Source organism: Bhargavaea ginsengi, from assembly GCF_900109165.1.
Classification (GTDB): Bacteria; Bacillota; Bacilli; order Bacillales_A; family Planococcaceae; genus Bhargavaea; species Bhargavaea ginsengi.
In genome coordinates, this window is record NZ_FNZF01000004.1 from 125,010 (window position 1) to 146,432 (window position 21,423).

The 21,423-nt window shown below is 53.9% G+C and carries 16 protein-coding genes; 3 read left to right on the forward strand and 13 right to left on the reverse strand.

Annotated elements, in window-relative coordinates; translation table 11 throughout:
* Window positions 1-71: 71 nt before the first annotated feature.
* Window positions 72-1,235: a S41 family peptidase gene (locus BMX91_RS11655; protein ID WP_177168371.1), complete on the reverse strand. Its 1,164-nt coding sequence runs from the start codon at window positions 1,233-1,235 to the stop codon at window positions 72-74.
* Between the two features lie 270 nt (window positions 1,236-1,505).
* Between BMX91_RS11655 and BMX91_RS11660 the strand changes: the two genes are divergently transcribed.
* A complete protein-coding gene (locus BMX91_RS11660) occupies window positions 1,506-2,357 on the forward strand; it encodes a hypothetical protein (RefSeq protein ID WP_092054407.1) in 852 nt (283 codons plus the stop codon).
* A 24-nt stretch (window positions 2,358-2,381) separates the two neighbouring features.
* Here the strand turns inward: BMX91_RS11660 and BMX91_RS11665 are convergent, their stop codons facing one another.
* The 12 genes from BMX91_RS11665 to BMX91_RS11720 all read right to left on the reverse strand — a co-directional run bounded on the left by BMX91_RS11665 (window position 2,382) and on the right by BMX91_RS11720 (window position 16,618).
* A complete protein-coding gene (locus BMX91_RS11665; protein ID WP_092054411.1) occupies window positions 2,382-2,867 on the reverse strand; it encodes a VanZ family protein in 486 nt (161 codons plus the stop codon).
* A gap of 36 nt (window positions 2,868-2,903) precedes the next feature.
* On the reverse strand, window positions 2,904-3,974 hold the full coding sequence (locus BMX91_RS11670; protein ID WP_177168372.1) for a CAP and S-layer homology domain-containing protein: 1,071 nt from the start codon (window positions 3,972-3,974) through the stop codon (window positions 2,904-2,906).
* A 106-nt stretch (window positions 3,975-4,080) separates the two neighbouring features.
* Window positions 4,081-5,277 carry an aminotransferase class I/II-fold pyridoxal phosphate-dependent enzyme gene (locus BMX91_RS11675; protein ID WP_092054419.1) on the reverse strand — a complete coding sequence of 399 codons (1,197 nt, stop codon included), beginning with the start codon at window positions 5,275-5,277 and terminating at the stop codon, window positions 4,081-4,083.
* Window positions 5,278-5,441: 164 nt separating this feature from the next.
* The gene (locus BMX91_RS11680) at window positions 5,442-6,500 is read right to left on the reverse strand and encodes a nuclease-related domain-containing protein (protein ID WP_092054422.1); all 1,059 of its coding nucleotides are present in this window, start codon (window positions 6,498-6,500) and stop codon (window positions 5,442-5,444) included.
* A gap of 244 nt (window positions 6,501-6,744) precedes the next feature.
* Complete coding sequence (locus BMX91_RS11685) at window positions 6,745-7,677, reverse strand: DMT family transporter (RefSeq protein ID WP_092054426.1); 933 nt, start codon at window positions 7,675-7,677, stop codon at window positions 6,745-6,747.
* A gap of 110 nt (window positions 7,678-7,787) precedes the next feature.
* Window positions 7,788-8,405, reverse strand: coding sequence for a 3'-5' exonuclease (locus BMX91_RS11690; RefSeq protein WP_092054431.1), 618 nt, complete (start codon window positions 8,403-8,405; stop codon window positions 7,788-7,790).
* A gap of 130 nt (window positions 8,406-8,535) precedes the next feature.
* Window positions 8,536-12,093, reverse strand: a complete 3,558-nt coding sequence (locus BMX91_RS11695) for a S8 family serine peptidase (RefSeq protein WP_092054435.1) — start codon at window positions 12,091-12,093, stop codon at window positions 8,536-8,538.
* Between the two features lie 216 nt (window positions 12,094-12,309).
* The gene (locus tag BMX91_RS11700; protein WP_092054437.1) at window positions 12,310-13,038 is read right to left on the reverse strand and encodes a YetF domain-containing protein; all 729 of its coding nucleotides are present in this window, start codon (window positions 13,036-13,038) and stop codon (window positions 12,310-12,312) included.
* Window positions 13,039-13,152: 114 nt separating this feature from the next.
* The gene (locus BMX91_RS11705; protein WP_092054440.1) at window positions 13,153-13,746 is read right to left on the reverse strand and encodes a general stress protein; all 594 of its coding nucleotides are present in this window, start codon (window positions 13,744-13,746) and stop codon (window positions 13,153-13,155) included.
* Between the two features lie 105 nt (window positions 13,747-13,851).
* A complete protein-coding gene (locus tag BMX91_RS11710; protein ID WP_092054443.1) occupies window positions 13,852-15,159 on the reverse strand; it encodes an efflux RND transporter periplasmic adaptor subunit in 1,308 nt (435 codons plus the stop codon).
* Entirely contained in the window at window positions 15,152-15,844 is a 693-nt protein-coding gene (locus tag BMX91_RS11715; RefSeq protein WP_092054446.1) for a hypothetical protein, read from the reverse strand. The genes BMX91_RS11710 and BMX91_RS11715 overlap by 8 nt, the downstream gene beginning before the upstream one ends.
* 321 nt (window positions 15,845-16,165) lie before the next feature.
* A complete protein-coding gene (locus BMX91_RS11720; protein WP_092054449.1) occupies window positions 16,166-16,618 on the reverse strand; it encodes an IDEAL domain-containing protein in 453 nt (150 codons plus the stop codon).
* 481 nt (window positions 16,619-17,099) lie between these two features.
* Between BMX91_RS11720 and BMX91_RS11725 the strand changes: the two genes are divergently transcribed.
* Both BMX91_RS11725 and BMX91_RS11730 read left to right on the forward strand, forming a co-directional pair.
* Complete coding sequence (locus BMX91_RS11725) at window positions 17,100-18,680, forward strand: hypothetical protein (protein WP_092054452.1); 1,581 nt, start codon at window positions 17,100-17,102, stop codon at window positions 18,678-18,680.
* A complete protein-coding gene (locus tag BMX91_RS11730; RefSeq protein ID WP_092054456.1) occupies window positions 18,677-21,406 on the forward strand; it encodes a DEAD/DEAH box helicase in 2,730 nt (909 codons plus the stop codon). The genes BMX91_RS11725 and BMX91_RS11730 overlap by 4 nt, the downstream gene beginning before the upstream one ends.
* Window positions 21,407-21,423 lie beyond the last annotated feature (17 nt).

The window sequence follows — 21,423 nt, forward strand, 5'->3', positions numbered from 1 at the left end:
AATCAATTTCCCCATTATAACATAAAGCATTGTCATCCGTCAGAAGGAGAAAGATTACAACAGCTATCGAGTTAACGGGTCGTTTCCAGCAGCAAGTAGGCTCCCTTCCTCATGTAAATTCCTTCACTGTCCGCAAACTTCGGATGGATTGCCAGGACATAGACCGCTCCCGGCTCCAGCGCCTGTAATGGCTCCACCCGCAGTGTGCGGGCACCAGCCTGCTTTACGTCAATTTTAACCGGGACTGCGTTACCCATTTTGATCATTTCCACACGATTGGACGTAGCAGGAGCAGAAAAGTTCATATCTTGTGTAAATGTGATGGTAAATGGCTTGGCGGGAACTTGCATTTCAAGACTTGGAAATTCATGATATCCCCTGTCCAACAATTCCTTCCTGACAAGAGCTTTATGGGCGTATTGCAATTCTTTGCCAACAGGCGTCACTTGGTCAGGCATGATTCCAAAATCTTGGATTTTCGTCCCCCCCGGCCCGGTGAAATGAGCGGTCGTCAGTTTCATCGCGCCTTCATTCGACAGTTCAAAAAAGCTTTGTATGCTGCCTTTTCCGTATGTCTTCTGCCCTACAATCACCCCGGCTTGCTGGTCCTTGACCGCTGCAGCTACTAATTCAGAGGCGGAAGCCGAATATTTATTGACGAGAACATATGGCTTGTCAGGGAACATAATCGCCGAAGGTTTCGCCTTCAGCTTCAAGCTCTCTTCCCTGTTATGCCGGACATATGCATCTGTTGCTCCACGGAACATACCGATAATGGCCTGCGCACTTTCGACGGAGCCCCCACCATTAAAGCGGAAGTCAATAATCAGATTCCTTGCGCCCATTTTACGAAGGGTTTCCCATTCACGGATAACGGCCTGCGGTGTCTCGACTTGGAATCGCTCCACCCCAATATAGGCCGTATTCCCAAAAAGAAACTGAGACGTGACATGCTTGCTGCTCAGAGAGGCGATATCCACAGGCACCTCATGAAGACTGATCCCTTGTATATGTAAGGTATTCAGATATGCCTGATACTCTTCTTTCGTCAGATACTCCGAGTAGGCATCCAGCTTACTTTCAATTTCACTTATTGTTTTCATGCTGTCCAGGTAAAGCGGAATATCTCCATAGTAATAGTTTTTCACGAAATATTTCACTTCACTAAGTACAGATGCTTGTACGGAATGCCCAGTATGGAAACTCTGCGCACCGAAGAGGACCATCATGATCATGAACACTGATGCTAATCTCTTTAACAATTCTTCCTCCTCCGTTTCACACATCCTTTTTAGGATTATACCGCACAACCAATTAAGGCGATACGGGCTATGGGGAAAAGGTTGCTTTGAATCCATTTCTATTTGATAGAAGTACAAATAACTATTGGTGCCTAATTACCAAAAATGTCGAAACCTCGATATAACTATTCGAGTTGCGACTCAGAATGTGTTATTCTATGCATTAAGAAAATGGTCATTTTTCGGGAATGGAAGGGGTGCACCATGAAGCGTCATTGGAAAAAAGCTCTCCTTGGGCTGTTTGCAGTCGTATTGGTTGTCGGGGGCTATCTGCTTTATCAGTTCCAATTCAAGGAATACGATGTAGCGGACGACGAAGTTGAAAAGATTACGGATGAGGACTATACGATCGAACTGCCTGACGGCACGAACATCGGTGGTGACAATGATGATGCAAGCGCCGATGAGGGAGATTCCGATTCCGAAGCCGGTGAAGATGCATCAGCTTCCGTTGAATCAGGCGCGGGGTCTGCATCGGGTGCTGACAGTGAAGCCACAGGTGACGGCAGTGATAAAATCGTCTCTACTGAAGGGACGCCTGGCGGTGCCGGATCGGCGGCCGTAGCAGGAGTCAGCCAGACATCTTCTGAAAATCAGGGCGCCGGCAATTCATCCGGTTCCAAATCCGGGTCAAGTGCAAGCTCCGGTTCCGGCGGAAGTGCAGGTTCGGGTTCCGCCGACAGCACACAGCCATCCGGCTCCAAACCGACAGTCGCGGCGATCAAGAACAAATATGCGCCGTCGTTTGAAAGTCTTCAGTCCCAGGCACACGGCAAGATCAATTCCCTTGTCGGCCGTGCCAAAGCCGAATACAGTGAAAAGAAAAGCAATGGTGAATCAATCAGCTACGGCTACTTCTACCAGAAGTACATGGGCGCGGCAGCTTCCCTGGAAGGACAGACCGACGCCGTGTTCAACCAGCTGATCGGCGCAGTCGAGAGCGAGCTGCAACAGAACGGCTACAGCAAGGAATACGCACAAAGTTTCCGCGACCAATACCAGGCGGAAAAAGAATCGATGCGCAGCAGCATCATCAGCTCAGCGATGAACCGCTGACCAATAAGACCGCCGGATTTCCATTCAGGAAATTCCGGCGGTCTTTTGTTTGGGCATCCTATTTCGTTTTAGTAGCAGGGCGATGAGACTCAGGGCGAGTGCCGCTCCGAATGCATCTAGCGCCACGTCACCCAGATAAGGCGTCCTGCCCCCCGTAAGCGACTGGTGATACTCGTCCAGAACTGCCGCGATGACGGTCAATACAAATGCCAACAGGTAACGGAAGCGGATCTTTGGCAGCACAGCAAAGATTGCCGCAGCCAGCGCGCCGAAAGAGGCGATATGTGCCCCTTTTCGTATGAGGAACTCGATGAAATGGTAGTAGCCCTTTGACTCAACAGAGATCGTCCGCCCCCAATACGGTACCTGGAGTGTGGAAAGGAGACCTTCAAGCGGACGGTCAGGAAGCCACTCTTTCAGTTTCGGAATCAGTGACTGCTGTTCGTACGTCTGTCCGGATGAAAGGAACAGTAAGGCAACGATCAGCAGCAGAAATAGGTATTTTTTCATAGTACCATCATAATCCAGACGGACTGGATTTAAAAGTCATTTTCTTGAGAAGTGATGCGTCCAGTAGGTTTCCCCTTCCGCATTCTTCGCGAATCCTGCTCCGATGTGGGTGTACCGCGGGTCAAGAATATTTTCACGGTGCCCCTGCGAATTCATCCAGTCGGTGACGACTTCCTTGGCGGATTGCTGATTCCAGGCGATGTTCTCCCCGATGCGGGTGAATGGGTAGTCGAACATCGCCGCCATGTCCCACACCTGGCCGTACGTCGGCGACTCGTGCTCAAAGTAATTGTTCTCTGCCATGTCCTCCGATTTCAGTTGGGCCATCATGGACAATGCGGGGTCGGCGGTGAGCGGTGCAATACCTCGAGCCTCGCGCTCCGCGTTGACCAGGTCGATCGTCTGCTGGCTGATTTCCTCCTGAGGGCTAGGCGGATTCGGTGATGCATCCGTCAGGTCGACATACTGTTCACTTTCCTTGTCATAGACGATTTCTCCGGCATCGCGCTTCCGGTCAAACTCCAATGCACGGCTCGCAAACACGGCAAACTGGGCGCGGCTCACCTTACCATTCGGTTCAAAGCGACTGTTTGCACGGCCCGTCGTGATTCCGAGTTCCGCAATGGTCGTGATGTACGTATGGAATTCCCCGGAAGGCGTATCGGCGAAGAATGACAGGTCATTGTCATCGGTAATGATGTCGAATGATTCTACAATGATTTTCGCCATCTGGGCACGGGACAGGTTTTCTTCCGGCCGGAAACTCTCCGCATTCCGGAATACGCCGCTGTGCGTCAGGTCACGGATGTAGCCGTAAGCCCAGTGGTTCGGTGTGGCGTCAGTGAATTGAGTGCGGAAGCCCTGCGGTGCCTGCTGTGGATTTGTGAGTTCGTGAAGCACTTTGGCGCTTTGCGCACGGGTAAGCAGGTTGTTCGGGTAGAACCGCCCTTCCGGATAGCCCTTCAGCGCACCGAGCTGGGTCAGTTCCTGGATTTCTTCGGCGGCCCAGAATGACGGCCCGACATCTGTAAAACTCTTTGTAGCTGCGGATGCGGCGGATGGAACCGTGAAGGCAAGCAGGATGGCGGCAAGAAATCTCTTCAGCATATGGAAGCCCCTTTCCAGGTATCTTTCTATGAAAATACCCTGTCCGGGGAGTTTTAAAGGTTTTATGAGCAGGAAAAAAGGACCCTTTTCGAAGGTCCTTGGTTGATCACAGTTGCGGCGGATCCGGGACGATGGTGCGGGTGTCCCCGCGCAGCTTCCGGACGAACGTGCCGAGCCGCTCCATCCCCTTTTCCAGCTGATCCATGCTGGCGGCATAGGAAATCCGGATATGGCCTTCCCCGTACATCGTAAAAGCACTGCCGTGGACGACTGCGACCCCCTCCTCTTCAAGCGCCCTTATGGCAAAGTCCTGTGAGGTGATCGGAAATTCCTCGATCGAAGGGAACGCATAGAACGCACCGGTCGGGCGGACAATCGGGAGATTCATCTCTTTTAGGGCAGTCATAAGGAATTGTCTCCGCTGGATGTATGCACGGTTCATCTTGTCCGTTGCCTCGGAGGACCCTGTGTACGCCGCAATGGCCGCGTATTGTGATGGCGTCGGTGCGCAGATCGCATTGTAGGCGTGGATCTTGACGATATGCTTCATCACTGCGGCAGGACCGAACAGCACTCCGATCCGCCATCCAGTCATGGAATGGGACTTGGAGAGGCCGTGGATCAGGAAAAGCCGGTCCCGGAGCGCCGGATAAGAACCGAACGATTGATGCGCTGCGTCAAACGTATTTTCGCTGTAGATGTCGTCGGACAGGATATAGACCTCGTATTTGGCGAGAACCTCGGCAAGCCGGTCCATCTCCGCTTTCGGGATGGCGACACCGGTCGGATTCGATGGATTATTAAAGATCACGACCTTCGTCCTGGGAGTGATCAGTTTTTCAAGGGCGGCTGCGTCCGGGACAAAACGCGTCCTCCGGGTATCCAGATAAACCGGAGTTGCGCCTGCCAGCCGGATCAGTGGCTCGTACCCCGCGTAGATCGGCACGGGGATGATGGCTTCATCCCCCGGCTCAAGGATCGTCCGCAATACCGCATCCATCGACCCGCTCCCGCCCGCAGTGATCACGGTCTCAGTCGCCGGATTGTAACTGAATCCATACTTCTTGCCGTAGTAGGCGGACGCCGCTTCCCTAAGCTCCGGCAACCCCGCATTCATCGAATACCCCGTCGCCCGCTCCCCGATCGCCCGCCTCGCTGCCTCCTTCACCTCATCCGGCGGCGGAAAATCCGGTTGTCCTACCGTCAGATTCACCGCCCCCGGATGCGCCGGCAGCCGGTTCGACATCTGCCTGATCCCCGACAGCGGCGTCTTCTTCACCAGCGGATTGATCCTGAGTGCCATAGTGATCATCCTTTCTTTATCAGTCAGTTTATGAGTAGAAGTGATCGAAGAGACTGTTCTGATAGGGGAACGTAGACGATTTTTATTGAGACGTTGATTATCTTTTGTGAAACGTTGATTATGTTTGATGAGACGTTGACGATCTTCATTGAGACGTTGATTATCTAACTTTCCGCCCACTCTAACCGCCCGCTCCCCAGCTTTCGGTAAACCGTCCCGGGCGGTTCGCCCAGCTTAGTCAGAGACAGCGATTTCAAAATCCTTGTAGCCTGCGCACGGTGTCCGATCATGAGGAACTCTCTGCATTGCTTGTTCGTGATCTCCGGTCCTATCAGGATTAGGCGGTCTTCAACCGACTGGCGCACCGCTTCTCTTCCCGGTAATTTGCACTTCCTGCAATACCACCCCCGCCCCTGATAAGCTTGGATTCGCTGGTTGCATCCTAGACACAGCACTCCTCGGCGGAACATGAGTGGATTGAGATTCATCTCCGTGCACAGCGGCTGTTCATCAGCGCTCATTGCTCGGATGCCGATGAGCCCAAAAAGCTGATGAGCCGCAGTTTCCGATAGTGTCAGATCAGCAGTTTGAAGTCTTCTAAAATAACGTGCGAGCTGCTTACGGTATATAAGCGGCAAGGTTTCGGGCCGCTTTTTAATGACAGTGTTCTGATTCGACAAGACGATGGCGCCATGGACCGGCAAAGTGATCCGATGAATGGCCAGAAACTGATTCAACCCGCTGATCTGCCTATCCAGCTGATGGACATAGCAATCGAACTCGTCAATCTCGCCATTTTCCCGGATTCGGACGGTCTTCCCTTCCTCTTCATTGAAACTCAAAGTACCCGCGATATTCTTCACTTCCAGAATCAGAGCAAACGATGGAGTGAGGATCAGGACATCGATTTCGATCCGGTAGCCTTTCCTGATGAGCAGTGACACATTTCTGAAAACACGTGAGCCCTCTGGGAAAACAATTTCAGTCAGCGTCTGCTCCACCGCTTCCTCCCCTGCCCGGCCTGCCTTTTTCCGGTATAAGACCGACTCAATGTCGGCCAGTGCCTGCTTTCTCTCCCATTCGAACTCTCCGGCACCATTCGCGATGCCCAAGATCGCCTCAACTGTCGGCACTTCGGGCAGGCCGTTGTCCACTGTTTCCGCAGACTGAAGACGGACGGCAGCTCGCTCCAGGCGATGAATCTCCCAATCAGTCGTATTCATTTGCGACTCCTCTCCGGCCGGAGGGGGATCGCAAATAAAAAGCGTCGGGCTTCGTTTCCTTTACCATAGGCGAAGGAAAGCCGTGACGCAATAGTTGAATTTTTAATTTTCAATCATATTTCTTGGGATAATCAACGTTTCAATGAAGATCGTCAATGTTTCATTAAACATAATCAACGTTTCATAAAAGATAGTCAACGTCTCAATGAACTTTGTCAACGTCTCATAATAGATAATCAACGTCTCACACGACACCATCAACATTCCGCTCCCCCGCCCCTTTCCGGGTACGGCGCATTTTCCACAGGTCTTCTGCTGCGCCTGATCCGAAGAGGACACCGGTGACAATCAGTATAAGGCCGAGGAAATGACGGATGGTGATAACTTCACCGAGGAACAGCGCTGATCCGAGAAGTGCGACGAGTGTGTTCAGGTTCATAAATATCGCTGCTTTTGTCGGGCCGGCCTGTCCGACGGAATAGTTATAAAGCAGGTGGCTGATGGCGGTGCCAAATAACGCACTCAGTCCAAAGATCAGCCAGAACGTCGGCGGGACTTGGCCGAACGCGGCAAGTTCTCCCGGTTCGGTGAACAAGCTGATGACGAATAAAGTGGAGCCACCGATCAGAAGCATGTAGGCGGTCAGCAGCCGAGGGTCGAGTGTCGCAGCTGCTTTCGACACAATCAGGAAGCTCAGCACCTGAGTGGCGATGGACAGGAAGATGAATACATCGCCCTGAGAAATGCCAGACATCCCCCCTCCCGCAAGAACGACGGAGCTGACACCGATAAGTCCAAGCAGGACGCCTAGCCACTGCAGCTTCGACGGGAACACGCGGATCAGCAGCGAGGAAAACACTGCGGTCAGGAACGGACCGGTGCCGAGGATGAGGGCGGCATTGGTGCCAGAGGTCATCGTAAGCCCAGCGTTTAGGAAATAGTGGTGTGCAACGACATTCAGCAACATGCCCGGGATGATATAAATCCATTCTGAACGGCGCGGAAGCCGGATGATTTTCATGGCCGACAGGATGATGAAGACGGCTACCCCCGCGGTGGAGATCCGGAGGGATGTCATCGTGACGGGCCCTACAAACTCAAGCAGATACTTCAGCATCGGGAGGTTCAGCCCCCACATGAACATCACGAGGGTCAGCATCACATAAATCTTCCACATGGACCGGTCTTCCTTTCCTCAGCCTGCAAGGCATGATCTTTCATAGCTGTAAGTATAGCAGACCGGGAAGAAGCCGCCGCACAAAAAAGCCCGCCAAGACGGCAGGCCATTTACCCGATGATGCCAAGGCAGTGCTGATAAAGCTTGGCTGTGACGAGGCAGTCGCCGACGGCATCGTGTGCGTCGTGCTCCAGCTTCAGATATTTGCTCAGTGTCGTCAGCTTGTGATCAGGTGTTTCGGTGATGACTTTACGTGACAGTTGCACTGTATCAATAACCGTGTATTCCGGGATCTGGATGCCGTGCAAGTCTTCTATGGCATAAAGGAACCCCATATCAAATGCGGCATTATGTGCGACAAGCGGAAGATCTCCGATAAAGTCGATCAGTCCACCGATGACATCATCGATCACCGGAGCATTCTTCACGGATTCATTTGTGATGCCGGTCAGCTGGGTGATTCTCGGTGAGATATGGCGCTTCGGATTGACGAGTGTCTCAAATGTGCCGGTTTTCTCGTGGTCCTTGTACTTGACCGCCCCGATCTGGATGATCTGGTCAGCGCCTGAACGGAATCCGGTTGTTTCAAAATCCAGGACTACATAGCTTGCGGCTTTCCTCACAGAAGTCTTGTATCGTCTCGGCCGCCTCGGCGGCCGTGCCTGTTTGCGTTGCTGACGGATTTTCTCTTCCAGCAGAGTTTCCACTTCCCGCCTCGGGTTTACCATAGGTATCCACCGCCTTCTGTCTAGTACTCTTCTATTTCCGTTTCCGTGGTAATGTAATCATATTGTAATATTTATTTTCCCAAGAAGAAACCGTTCCGGCTGATTTACCCGGAACGGTTCTTGGTTTTTTTTATCTTTTTGCCGTGAAAGTGCCCGGGCCATCCGCCTTGAATGTTCCGATGTCGCCTTTCACTTTCAGTTTGTACGTTTTGCCGCTGTCACTATCGCTGACAGTCAGTTTGTTCGTCTTCTGGATGCCGCTCAAGTCAACCGGTATGGAGACATCAACCTTCTGTTTGCCGGTGTCGATGTTGTTGCCTTCTGCATCAACAAAGTGGACCGAGTACACTTCAGAGATGGCATTCTCCTCAGCCGAATCTTCCTTGCCGAGTGCGACCGTGACATCGCCTGCAGCCGAAAGCTGGCTGACCGTTTTCTTGTCAAAGACGAAACCGGCATCGCCACTTTGTACAGTCAGGCCTTTTTTAGCGTCGGCGATCTGACTGATTTGAGCCGCAGTCAGTGCCACTTCCGCTGCCCCTTCAAATTCAGGGACGTTTACAACCACTTCATTGGAAGATTTGTTTTCGAGCTGTTCTTCGAGTTCATTGTCCGGAACCGTGATCACCGGCTCCTCTTCTTCAGGTGCTGTGTAAATTACCGTGGATGCCGAATTGCCGGCCGCATCTTCTACGATGAGGCGCGCTGCTTGTCCCGCTCCAAGCTTTTCGCCAAGGTCTACCAAGAAGCTGCCGTCTTGTCCCAGTGTGACCGCTTCTGTCGCAACGACTTCCTCGCCGGATACAACTTGAACTTTAGCGTTCAATTTCGAATTCAAATCATAGTCCAGACCATAAGGTACAAGGACATTCTTGTAGTCGACGTACTTGTCGACTACCCGGCCGGTGACAATCGGGCCATCCGCAGAGGATTCCACAACAGGTTCAGTGGACTTCACGAAAACCGGTCCGACGTAGTCACTGACAACCGGAGGAATGCCGGATGCCGTCAGGCCGGTAAGATCGATTGTGTATACACCTTCAGGGATAGCAGCCTGCTCTTCGCCGTCCCATGGCATATAGGTGCCGCCGATATTCAGGGTATAAGCGCCGGCCGGAAGCGAGCTCCCAGCATGGAGATAGCCGATATAACCATCGCCATAAGGACCGCCTTCAGGGTCCTGGATATCCCAGAGTTCAATATAGTTGGTGCCGAGGTCACCCGTGATCTTGAACGACAGCAACGCCGAGTCGTTCACACCGTCCCCGTTAAACGACAGGTCTGTGCCCGAAATGTCCATGTACTCGATGGCTGTCGCGCTGTCAGGTCCGAACGAGGCAGCGAACGGCAGCGAGAGTTCGGCTTCCGGACCGGTGATGTGGACATAACCGAGCAGCTCGTCGCCCGCTTCTGCCTCTGCCTGAGGTGCAGTCAGCGTGACCGTAAGTTCTTCCTCGCCGTTAAGCGTGAAATTCGACTTGTCCACGGTGACTGCCGCATCGCCGAACGCTTTCGTCGTCTGGACAGTGACGGTGTAGTTGCCTCCCGCTCCTGCCACATCTTTCACTTTGACGGTCTTTGAAACTTCCACATCTGCTTCGGCAACCTGCTGGAGTTTGCCGAATGTGATGGTTCCTTTGATGTTGTCGACGATCGTGCCCTGTCCGTCCGCATCTGCCTTGTCATAGGAATAGGCGAGCGCTTCAGGGAAGGCTGCTTCATAAGGCTGGACGCGTCCTGCCCCCTGGGAGAACACATCATATGCCTTCGTGTCGAGAAGCTTTGCCGTGTTGGATAGTGACACTTTCACATCGAACGGTGTCCATCCGGGGTTCGCCTGCTGGACAAGTGCCGCAATTCCCGCAATGTGAGGCGTCGCCATCGACGTGCCTGTCTTGCGTGCGTATGCCTGGCTGTAGTCGGCATCCGGTACATCCGTCTTGTAGGCCGGGATGGCCGACATGATGTTCGTGCCTGGTGCTGTTACGTCCGGCTTGATGTCGAAGTCCGGTGTCGACGGTCCGCGTGAGCTCGAGTCGTTTACCTGATCGCCCTCTGACATTTGTGTCAGGACGTTGCCGAAAGTAACCGTGCCTTCTCCATTTCCGATCGCCGAGCGGAAGGCTTCTCCGTCCGTCTGGCTCATGTCGAAGGTCGGGATGTATTCGAAGTCGCTGCCGAGATACGTCCCGGAAGCATCAGGCGCATTCGTGCCGCCTGCGAAGTTGTGGATCAGGACTGCAGCAGCCCCGTGCTTTTTCGCCGCTGCAATCTTGTCCACGAACGGGATATCACCGCGCGAGACAAGTGCCACTTTGCCGTTTACATCAAGGCCGGTATAACTGGCATCCGACCCGGTTCCAGGGATGGCGACAACTGCGAATTCACCTTCAAGCTGTGATGCCGTATCAGCGCCGAAAGTGGTTGCCATAAGATTCATAGGTACCTCGGCATGATATTCTCCTGCGGACATGCGGACATCAGCAGAAACTGTTTCTTCCGGCTTTGTCGTATTGCCGACCGCTATGCCGAGTGTTGCGGTGGCCGGTGTGCCCATCGTGCCCCGGTTCGGTCCGGAGTTCCCGGTCGCGACAACCGCGATCGTGCCCTGCAGCATCGCGTTGTTGATGGCAAATGAATCTGCGGAGATGGATGTGTTGCCTCCGCCGCCAAGGGAAAGGTTAATGACATCCATGCCGTCCTCGACCGATTGCTCAATCGCCGCGATGATCCAGGACGTTGCACCGCTGCCGTACGCGCCGAGGACGCGGTAGGCATGAAGCTCGACATCCGGCGCGATGCCCTTGATGCCGTATTCGTTGTTTCCGGCAGCCGCAATAGTGCCGGCCACGTGCGTGCCGTGTGACGTGTAGAACGAACTGCCCTGCGCGTTGAATTCCGGCTTGTGATTCGGCCGGTCAAGCGGCGTGGTCTCCATCGGGTCGCGCTTGTCGCGCGGACGTGCGTAGTCCGAGGAATCCGGCACGAAGTTCCATCCGCCTGCGTAATTTTCACTGAAATCCGGATGGTGATAGTCGATTCCTGTATCAAGAACCCCTACTTTGATTCCCTCTCCGGTGAGTCTCTCATTCCACAGGCGTTCAATTCCGAGGAAAGTGTTCGTGGAATCCATTTGGATATCCGCCTTACCGTCCTTGGACGGCACTTCCATCGCTTCGCGGACAACATCCGGTTCCACGACTTTGACTCCCGGAACATCGAGCAGCTTCTCGAGGTCGTCAGCCTTGACGGTCGCCGCAAATCCGTTCAGCACCGTTTCATAGGCGTAGCCTTCTTTGACAAGCAGCTTGGCAGCATTCATCGTCTTCTTGGCATGCTGCTGTTCCGCTTTGATGGCGTGAACCTGCTTGGCCCGTTCGGATGCCTGGTACGGAAGTTTCTTCAGCTTTTTCTTGCCTTCCGCAACTGCAATCGGTTCTTCAGATAACTGAATGATGACATTCACCTCTTGCTGTCCTTCCAGCTCCCGCAAATCAGGATGCAGCTGAGGCAGGCCGTTCCTTGCACTGTCCTGCATTGCGATGGCCATTTTCTGTTGCATGACCGCATCGCTCTGACCTGTTGCAGGCTTCTGTAATTCAGCAAATGCGCCTGTCGGCAAGATCAGCGACAGGACCATCAGCAAAATCATGAAAATTATGGGCCTGCGTCTTTTTGTCCCCTCCAAAATCTCTCCCCCTATCCAAAATGTTCATACTATGTGGAACATTTTTAATATAGCATAGGAGTTTAAAGGAAAATAAGAGATTTTTCATGCCGGACTTTCGGACTATTCCATGCCTTTTACCGGCTCTATGGCACATCTGAACCAAGACGCTCTTTATTTATTTCGGGACACAAAAAATAAACCTTTGGACCCTTTTTCCGGCACGGGTCCAAAGGTTTACTTTTTTAGTTTGGGCTGCTTCAGTGTGACATCCAATGTCCCGTCCTCCTGCAGCTGTGCAAAAAAGACTTGATCTGAACGTGACACCCCGTGTTTGCTGATTTCCTCAAGAAGCCATTCTTCGTTTAAGCCGTATAACTTGAGATTTTTCCGGTTGACCCTTCCGTCCGCGATGATTTCCGAGGGCATGTATTGGGGAGGGCCTCCTCCTACTTTAATGTCCTTTTTGGTGGCAGGAAGCTTGTCGACTTTCTGAAGAACGCTCAGTGCACCGTTTGTTTCCAGGACAGCATACTGAACGTCTTTAGTGGAAAATACCCCGGCTTCCCGAAGCATCATGTTCAAATCATCCAAGTGCAGCTGGACGGATTTCATCGCATGTTCATCAACACGTCCTTCCCTGATCAGAATGGTTGGCTGGTTATCGAGAAATGCCCTGCTGCTGCCCCATTTCAGGGTGATGAAGCTTAGCATCACCGTCAGCAGTGTCCAGGTGACAAGCGAGACCAATCCGTTCCAGAATGGCGTTTCGCTTTCCCCGGCAATGTTTCCTGCAATCGATCCGATCGTAATTCCCGTAATGTAATGGAAAAATGTCAGCTGGCTCATCTGCTTTTTCCCAAGAAGCCTTGTCAGAAGCAGCAGAACCGCAAATGCCATCGTTGATCGGGTGACCATCTCCCAAAAATGGACACTGTCCCACCCTTCTCCCCATCCATCAAACATGCAGACGCACCCTTTCCCTGTTATCTTCCTCCCATTCTGCCGTTCTTTTATTGGTTTTATTCCATTAAAAAGACCACTGCACCAATGTGCAGCGGTCTGTCCCGTCTGTACCGATTATAGAGGGTCGTTGAACCGGTTGCGGTCTGCCGGATTGACCGAGTCATCCAGCCGGTCAGTAGTGGCAGCTGATTCGTCGATCCGTGTACGGCCCGTTGTAAATGTTGTCTCATCTCTAAGTGTGCTTCCCGTCGTGAAGCCCGTGTCTTCGACGCTGGCATTACGGTCAACGAGGACAAGAATCTTGCCTTCGTTAAAATACGTCTCGTAGCGCTCTGCCTCGTCTTCCGGTACGCCCATGCCGATCAGAGCACCGGCAAGGCCCCCGACTCCCGCACCTGCAGCCGCTCCGGTGAGTCCGGCAACTACAGGACCAGCAGCAACGATCGGCCCGATACCCGGAATCGCCAATGCTCCAAGGCCGGCAAGCACACCGCCGAGTCCGCCCAATACGCCGCCGGTCGCAGCGCCGGTTGCAGCACCTTCGGCAGCCTGTGTGCCGGTCTCTTCTTCAATCGCTTCCACATCATCATTGTTTTTGGATATAACGGAAATGTCTTCTGAAGTGTAACCCTGGCGTTTCAGATCCTCGATTGCATCAATCGCTTCCTGTTCGTTGTTGTAATAACCTACTACTCTACGTTCAGTCATTTTCCTAACGCCTCCTTTAGCAGTCTAGTTTGAGGTTACCCGCTCAACAGAGGGATAAACAAAAAGAGCCGCCCGCTAACGCGGACGGCGTTTGGTTAAATTCGATTATCTGAACAGAATATAACGCGTGTAATCGCGCCAGTCATGCGCTTTCCATTCTTCCTTGGACGGCCATTCAAATGGCATCGGAAGAATGGTCGCAGGCGGCGAGATATTCCGGTCGTAGATCGGTCCTGTGATCACAAAGTCACCCGCATACAGGTTGTCCGTGATGACGCTTTGTCCCTTCCAGTCAAACGGAGTGATGACCGGTACACTGACTGCATACCCATCTCCGTCGATGACAGTGACGATCGCTTCGTCCCTGTACTTGCCGGTAAGGGCATCCGTCTTCACCGCGACGGCATCGAATGCCTCTTGAGTGTAAACGACTGCGTTGACATTGTTCGCGAACGGCAGCGTACTGACATCTTCATTCGGTAGGACCCTCACCTCATAGTAGGCAAGCGGATTGCTGACATCCCGGTTGTCGAGGCTACGGTAGGTATCGAGCCACTTCGACTCCGGTGCCTCTACTTCCGCAATTGAATACACACTGCCTTCAATCGCAGCATCCAGGCCTGGAGCCTGAATGAACACGCGGTCCCCTTGCTGGATGTCCTGCCACTCCTCGCCGGACGCATACGTCAGAATCGTCCGTTCGGAAGAATATACATCAACTGCCAGCTGCTCACCCTGCCGGTGGACTTGGGCCACAGTGCCTTCGACCGGGCTGAGCAGAGAAGGGGATTCCCCGCTTTGCTCCAACTGGGCCTCGACGACCGTCAGCTGGCGTCTGATGTCCGCAAGCTGATTTTCTACAGCGGTGATGGCATGTGCGTAAGCACCTTCCTGTGGTACATCGACATTGACATCGACGCTCAGGTCGACGATCGGGCTGTCGTTGTCAACAGAACTTCCACTGTTTCCGAATCGTTCGTTCGTGTTGGAGTTGGATCGCGAGCCCGACTGTGAAGAACGGCGTTCCCGCTCCAGCTGGCTCAGTGTGGACTCAAGTTCCCGCTCCTGGGCCTGAAGCGCATTCTGTTCGGACTGCCACACAGAACGCTGGCCTTCCATTCGGCCGGCATCCAGTTTCGCGATCGGCTGCCCTGCCGTGACCTGCTCCCCCTCCTGGACGAGCCATTCCTCGACAGTCGCCTCTTTGTCGACATAAGCGGTATAGACCATATCCGGAACAACGAACGCTTCCTTGGCCAGTTTCTCGGCGTAGTCGGCAGCGACCATGCGCTCCGTTTCAGGCGCATAGACATATTTCGGGATCAGGCTCTTCTGCCCGTATAGCAGCATGAGGTTTGTTGCGATAAAAGCGGTGACGGCTACCGCCACGGCGATATTCCCAAGCTTATTCAACCGTCCCACCTCCTCCGAAAAGCTCCGTGAACAGCCTCTCCGCAGGAATCATGCCGTAAAGCGAGACTGCAAGCGCCATCAGCACCTGGAGGCCAAGCAAAATCCACAACAGGCTCCGGCCGGCTTCAGGCAGCAGCTGGCGGATAAACCGGAACTGGTAAGCCACGACAAGCGCGGTCCCGACACTGAGCTGGTTCAGAAAGAAGATCAGGAACGGATACGTCAGGAATGTCGATGCAAGCGGCCCGAATGACAGCGGTGAAACCGGCGTCGCAGCCCCGCTGATCAGGAATATCGCAAAAATGACCGCTTTCTCGAGAAGCAGGATCGCTGTCACAAACAGTTGCAGGACGACGAGCTTCCGGTATTCGACATTTGTCAGCTTATGTAGGATGAACGCGACGCCATACACATGGAACGCCGTATAAAGGACGGACAGCAGAATGGCAGCTAAAAGCGTGAGGATCCGCCTGAGGGCGAACGTTTCTTCGCCGCCTGTCACGGCGATCGGCGTGAGTCCGCGCGTCCCGATGCCCCACATGTCCATCAGGGCGTACAGGACGGCAGCAGACAGGAATAATCCGGCGACCCGCCAGCGGAAGCCTTTCATTGCGCTCCCTTCCATCCGGTCTGTCAGTTCCCGCTGATTCAGCAGGAAGCGCCAGAATTTGAAATCAAAGAACATACATCCATATCCCTTCAAGCCCGATAGGTTAATAGGTTACACCCCTCAACTTTACCAAAATAAAGTCGTTTTGTAACCATCCAAACGACACAGGACCAGGGGATTATTCAACAAAAAGCGGGTTTAGCCGTCAGGAATCGGGGTATGGGAGGCAGGGTCATTGTTGAAAACGAAAATGAACTGAAGTGAAGTGAAGTGAAACGGTGACATATCTTCCAGTCACCTTGCCATTATTCAATGAAACGTTATTAAATTCCCGTTTCTGTCCCTAAACGTCAAGAACCCGCCGGTTCCTCCAGCAGGTTCTTTAGTATTTAGATTTTATGAAGTTCCGTTCAATTGTCCGGTCAGATGGTGGAAGAGGTCCCGGTCGCCTTGTTCAAGTGCGCGGTCGATCAGGTTAAGCAGGTTCATCCGTTCAAGTTCCAGGATCACATTTTCCGCTTCACCGGGTTCGAGCAGCAGCGGGTCATTTTCCATAATGTCCGCCCCCTGCAGGATTTCTTTGAGGTGGGTATGGATGTCCGATATAAGCAGTAACTGATAAAGCGGGAGGCGGATGAAGCGGCTGCCTTTCTGGAAGACGAAAATGTCGCCGAGGTTTTCAACTTGAAGGCTTTGGAGGTTGATGTGGATCTCCTTCCCCTCCGACGGAATAAAGTGGAAGAGTTCTTCACCTTTCTTGATCGTGAAGTACTGATATTCAAAGACAAGCTTCACCTTCGCCTGTTCCTGCGTAACGTAAAATGGCTTCATTCTTTGGATGTGCAGCATGGGGCTCCCTCCTTTTCTAAATATTCCGTTATCAACAGTTTACCATAATTATATGAAAGCGCATACAAAATAATCCGGGCTTGATGCCCGGGACCTTTTTATTCGCTGCGGTCGGAAGGGTTTTCTTCCTTTTTCCGTGATCCCCATTGCCGGCCATGAAGGACCCGAAGTCCCGGACCCAACTTCATTAACCAACCAAGATGTGGCTTGTCAACTGGAGGCTTGGGAAAGACGAGCAATCAGAAGAGGCTGCACGGACTTGACGATGCCCCACAATCAACACTTTGGTGATTGTGGTCGGCCTCAGTAAAGAATTGAACCCGATCGGTCAGTCTTGGCCGAAAACGGCAGCCCCTCCATTTACGATTGATTTACGGCATCGTATAATGGAGGGACAGCCTTTTTTAGTTTGAGGGCTTTTTCCGGCGGTCGACATTGCCGGCCAGTAAGGAAAACAGCCCTATAGAAAGCGGTGTTTTAAATGATGGACCAGCTCACGGAAGTCGCTGATATATATAGAACGGAAATCATTGAAGCAATGGAACAGCAGAAAAAGCTGCCGGTCACCCATGATGTGAGGGAACGAAGGTTCCGCCAGGCTGCGATGATGGTGCGCAATGACTGGCTTCGCCTTCTCCAATCCGATCAGACAGGAATCGTCCGGTTCTCATTTCCCGGATTTCCTCAGCCGGAAGCGGAGATCCGCCTTTATAACCCCCGTGCCGCATGCAGCGTCCACGGCGATAAGGGCTGCGAGCATACGACAGCCGCCTACTTCGCCCTATACCAGCGCTTTGCTTCCCTGTCGGACTGGCTGGCGGAATGGCGTCATTCTGCCACCCAGTCAGCCGCTCCGTCACGGGCAGCGGAAAAGACGCCTGAAGCATGGCGAGAAGTATTCGGGCAGCTGACCGGCACCTTTCCTTCGATCGGTGAGAATGTTCCCTTCCATATGATTTCATCCGCCGTCACCCTTTACCGGCAGCAGGTGCGCGAGGCGGAACCGCTGGAACAGGAATGGAAACCGATGTTCCGGCTGTATGCAGGACTTTTCGGACTCAGTGCCATAACGGCGGGTGCACCGGCAGGCGGTTTCTCGATCGGCTATGACCGGTGGCAGTACGGCCGTCTGCTAGATTCCCTCACCGACGGCATCAGGGAAGAGTTAAAGCTTCTCTCCACCTCCCGCAGGCTGTTTGCTGCAGATCCTTTTTATCAGGATCTGGAGGATTTCATCCGGACACTGGTTTTGTCCGCAGAAAACGTCCAGGGCAGATGGCTGTCCGTTTACCGGGAGATGTGGGAATCCCTTTTCAACAGTGCGCCTGCGCGTCAGCGTGAACTGGAAACGCTCCGGCAGATGAAGGACGGCGATAAAGAGCCGCCAGCCCTCCGGCTGATGACCGCCTATCTGGAAATGCTGTCGGGCGAAACTGCCACAGAGCTGGATGCACCGCTCACAGACAACTCTCTGCCTCTCTTCCCTTCCTACCTCGATCTGGCATCCACACTTGCGGAAAACGGACATCCTGATGAGGCGCGGAATCTCCTCATGTCGCTTGTACCGCAGATCGGCAACTATATGGAATCCGTCTCGTTCCTCGACCAGCGCACGGCCGCCGGAAGACTGGCTGACCTGTGCCGGGATACCGAGGTTCCCGATGAGACTGCTGCCGACATCCTGTTCCGCTGCGGAAGCGCCGCAGAGGCCGAGTATGCGGAGTTCCTACTTAGCCGCGGTCATTACAGGGAATGGGCGGCATACCATCATCTGAACCGTTCCAGCCTTGAGCGGATCGAACGGACCGGACTAAAGACGATGATCGATGAAGCACCCATGGAAGCGGTGTTTCTCTTGAATGTCCATGTGGAGGAGCAAATTGCACAAAAAAGCCGCCAGAACTACCGCGAGGCCGTTCGGATCATGAAGAAGATGAAGCGCGCCGCCAAAAAGGCGGGCCGCACTGAGTGGTGGACGGGCTATGTCGACGCTCTCAGGCGCCGGCACCAACGGCTCCGTGCGCTCATGGAAGAACTCGAGAAAGGAGGGCTGCTGTCATGAAGCCCCTAACTTTAAACCGGGAGATAAGCTTGAAGGTCAGTGAATCGCCCGATGGCCGCTTTCTGTTTGCCGGTTTTGATCCGTCGGGTGACTTTATCGGAAGCCGTCCGCTGAAAGAGCTGCTTTTCTTTAGCCACACCCGCTCCTATATGGGCCTTCTCATCGAGGACAAAGATGGTGCTGTCAGGGCGGGCAGCCGCGAGATCGTGGAATCGTTCGGCGATCCGCATCCGTTTGTCCGCTATGTCGGCAGGTCCGAAGAAGATGAACAGTGGATCAGTACCTTTAAAGAAGCAGCATCCATCTATGGCGAACCCGGCCTACCCCGGATACTCGGTGCCCCCGGCGGTTCGCTTCAGGTCGCCGAACAAGTATCGGAGGGAGCAGCACGCCTTCTGGGCCAGGTATTCGAGGAAATCCTGGAAGAAGGCGGCATCGGGCAGGACCGGCTGGATGACGTCATCCGCTTCCGCCGTCTGGAAGCTTCGGAAACACCTGATGCGCCCCTCCCCTTCCGAATGGCCCTCCGTCTGTCGGAACCTGTGGAAGACGACGGGCTGTGGATGCTGGAGAGCACCCTTGTGAATCCGAAGACCGGATCACACTGGACACCTGCCATAAGCAAATCGGCACAGCCGCCTTCCGAATCTTTACCGAAAAAGTGGAAGCCCTATGCCGGGTCCGTCGCACGGATGCAGTCCAGAATCCGCACTGTCCTCTCCGGTGACTACAGTTCCGATAACACTACCTTTATCGCCCTGCCGCTTGAGGACCACGAAGTCCGGAGTTTCCTGAAAGACGATCTTCCCCTTTTGCAGGCACTTGATATCGACGTCATCCTGCCCGGCTGGCTCCGGGAAGCCGCAGAACGCCGTGTGCGTGTCCGGGCGTCTGCCTCTGCCGGTTCATCCGGCAATGCCCGCCTCGAGGACGCGCTCAGTTTCAATTGGTCGTTTTCGCTCGGAGGGTCCGAAATACCAGCCGAACGCTTCCAGCGGCTTGTCCAGGAAAAGCGGGAATTCATCCGCTCCGGCGATGAATGGTTCCGGCTGGATGCTGCCTGGCTTGCCCGCATCCGTGAAATGATGGAGACGGCCGAGAAAAGCGGCTGGACCGTCAAGGACCTCCTTTTCAGGGATCTTGAAGAAGAGTTGGGTGCAGTCAGCTCCCGGCCTGACGACGAAGAGCAAGACGACCCGCTGTTTGATTTCCTCCTGCAGCATTCATTGAAAGATGCCGTCGAGCGCATCCGCAGCAAAGAAGGCATTCCGGAAACACCGGTGCCGGATCGGCTGCATGCGGAACTCAGGCCTTATCAGCAAAAAGGATTCGACTGGCTTGTCTTTATGCGGGAACACGGATTTGGGGCGGTGCTTGCGGACGACATGGGACTCGGAAAGACGGTCCAGCTGATCGCCACCCTGCTCCATGCACGGGAGTCCGGCCTCGCCGAATCCCCGTCCCTGATCATCTGCCCGACGTCGGTCATCGGCAACTGGCAAAAGGAGCTCCAGAGATTCGCCCCTGACCACCCTGTACTTGTCCATTACGGCCCAGGGCGCCTTCGGGACGATGGATTGGAAGATGCATTGGCCTCGCTCGGAAACGGGCTTGTGCTGACCACTTACGGTACGTTCATGCAAGATCATGAGGAATTGACGGCAAAAGAATGGGACGCTGTGGCGCTCGACGAAGCCCAGAACATCAAAAACATGCAGACGAAGCAATCCAGGGCAGTCCGGAAACTGCGTGGCCGTCACCACATCGCACTGACCGGCACACCGATTGAAAATCGGCTTGCCGAATTGTGGGCGATCTTTGACTTTATCCACCGCGGCTATTTGGGGCGCTTCGCGGAGTTCCAGGAGGAGTTTATCGGGCCGATTGAGCGCGACGGTTCCGAAAAGCAGATGCAGCGGCTGCGCGCGAAGATTTCTCCGTTCCTCCTCCGCCGGACCAAATCGGACCCGGCACTGAAGCTTAACCTTCCCGATAAGCTCGAGGAAAACGAGTTCGTGCCGCTCACCGAGGAACAGGCTGCGCTTTACGAAGGCTATATCAGTGAAACGAAAGCAAGCCTCTTGGAGGCGGAAGGATTCCGCAGGCGCGGCATCATCCTGAAGATGCTCAGCCGGCTTAAGCAGCTCTGTAACCATCCGGCTCTGTTCCTGAAGGAGCCGTTCGGGGAACCCGATGAGATGCTTGCCCGCTCCAAGAAGCTCGAGCGGATCATGACACTAACCGCCGACATCGTGGACCGCGGCGAACAGGTGCTGATCTTCACCCAGTACATCGGCATGGGTGAACTGATCCGCCACTGCCTGTCCAACTTGTACGATATCGAAGCACCTTTCCTGACCGGCAGCATGCCGAAGGGCCGCCGCGACCGGCTCGTTGAGGAATTCCAGAATGGCGGCTTTCCTGTTTTCATCCTATCCCTGAAGGCCGGCGGCACAGGACTCAACCTGACCGCAGCCAATCATGTGCTTCATGCCGACCGGTGGTGGAACCCCGCAGTCGAGAACCAGGCGACCGACCGGGCCTACCGCATCGGACAGGACCGTTTTGTCCACGTCCGCAAATTCGTGACGATCGGCACGATCGAAGAAAAGATCGACAGGATGATCACCGAGAAAGCCGCACTTTCCGCGGATCTCATCCAATCCGGCGCCTGGATCACAGAACTTACGGACGAAGAACTCAATGACCTCTTCGCCATCGGGTGATTTTACCGGTGTAAGGT

What these genes read in the sequence shown, in the direction of transcription:
- BMX91_RS11655 (WP_177168371.1), bottom strand. Translation starts at nt 1,235, where the DNA reads ATGATCATGATGGTCCTCTTCGGTGCGCAGAGTTTCCATACTGGGCAT.
- BMX91_RS11660 (WP_092054407.1), top strand. Translation starts at nt 1,506, where the DNA reads ATGAAGCGTCATTGGAAAAAAGCTCTCCTTGGGCTGTTTGCAGTCGTA.
- BMX91_RS11665 (WP_092054411.1), bottom strand. Translation starts at nt 2,867, where the DNA reads ATGAAAAAATACCTATTTCTGCTGCTGATCGTTGCCTTACTGTTCCTT.
- BMX91_RS11670 (WP_177168372.1), bottom strand. Translation starts at nt 3,974, where the DNA reads ATGCTGAAGAGATTTCTTGCCGCCATCCTGCTTGCCTTCACGGTTCCA.
- BMX91_RS11675 (WP_092054419.1), bottom strand. Translation starts at nt 5,277, where the DNA reads ATGGCACTCAGGATCAATCCGCTGGTGAAGAAGACGCCGCTGTCGGGG.
- BMX91_RS11680 (WP_092054422.1), bottom strand. Translation starts at nt 6,500, where the DNA reads ATGAATACGACTGATTGGGAGATTCATCGCCTGGAGCGAGCTGCCGTC.
- BMX91_RS11685 (WP_092054426.1), bottom strand. Translation starts at nt 7,677, where the DNA reads ATGTGGAAGATTTATGTGATGCTGACCCTCGTGATGTTCATGTGGGGG.
- BMX91_RS11690 (WP_092054431.1), bottom strand. Translation starts at nt 8,405, where the DNA reads ATGGTAAACCCGAGGCGGGAAGTGGAAACTCTGCTGGAAGAGAAAATC.
- BMX91_RS11700 (WP_092054437.1), bottom strand. Translation starts at nt 13,038, where the DNA reads ATGTTTGATGGATGGGGAGAAGGGTGGGACAGTGTCCATTTTTGGGAG.
- BMX91_RS11705 (WP_092054440.1), bottom strand. Translation starts at nt 13,746, where the DNA reads ATGACTGAACGTAGAGTAGTAGGTTATTACAACAACGAACAGGAAGCG.
- BMX91_RS11715 (WP_092054446.1), bottom strand. Translation starts at nt 15,844, where the DNA reads ATGTTCTTTGATTTCAAATTCTGGCGCTTCCTGCTGAATCAGCGGGAA.
- BMX91_RS11720 (WP_092054449.1), bottom strand. Translation starts at nt 16,618, where the DNA reads ATGCTGCACATCCAAAGAATGAAGCCATTTTACGTTACGCAGGAACAG.
- BMX91_RS11725 (WP_092054452.1), top strand. Translation starts at nt 17,100, where the DNA reads ATGATGGACCAGCTCACGGAAGTCGCTGATATATATAGAACGGAAATC.
- BMX91_RS11730 (WP_092054456.1), top strand. Translation starts at nt 18,677, where the DNA reads ATGAAGCCCCTAACTTTAAACCGGGAGATAAGCTTGAAGGTCAGTGAA.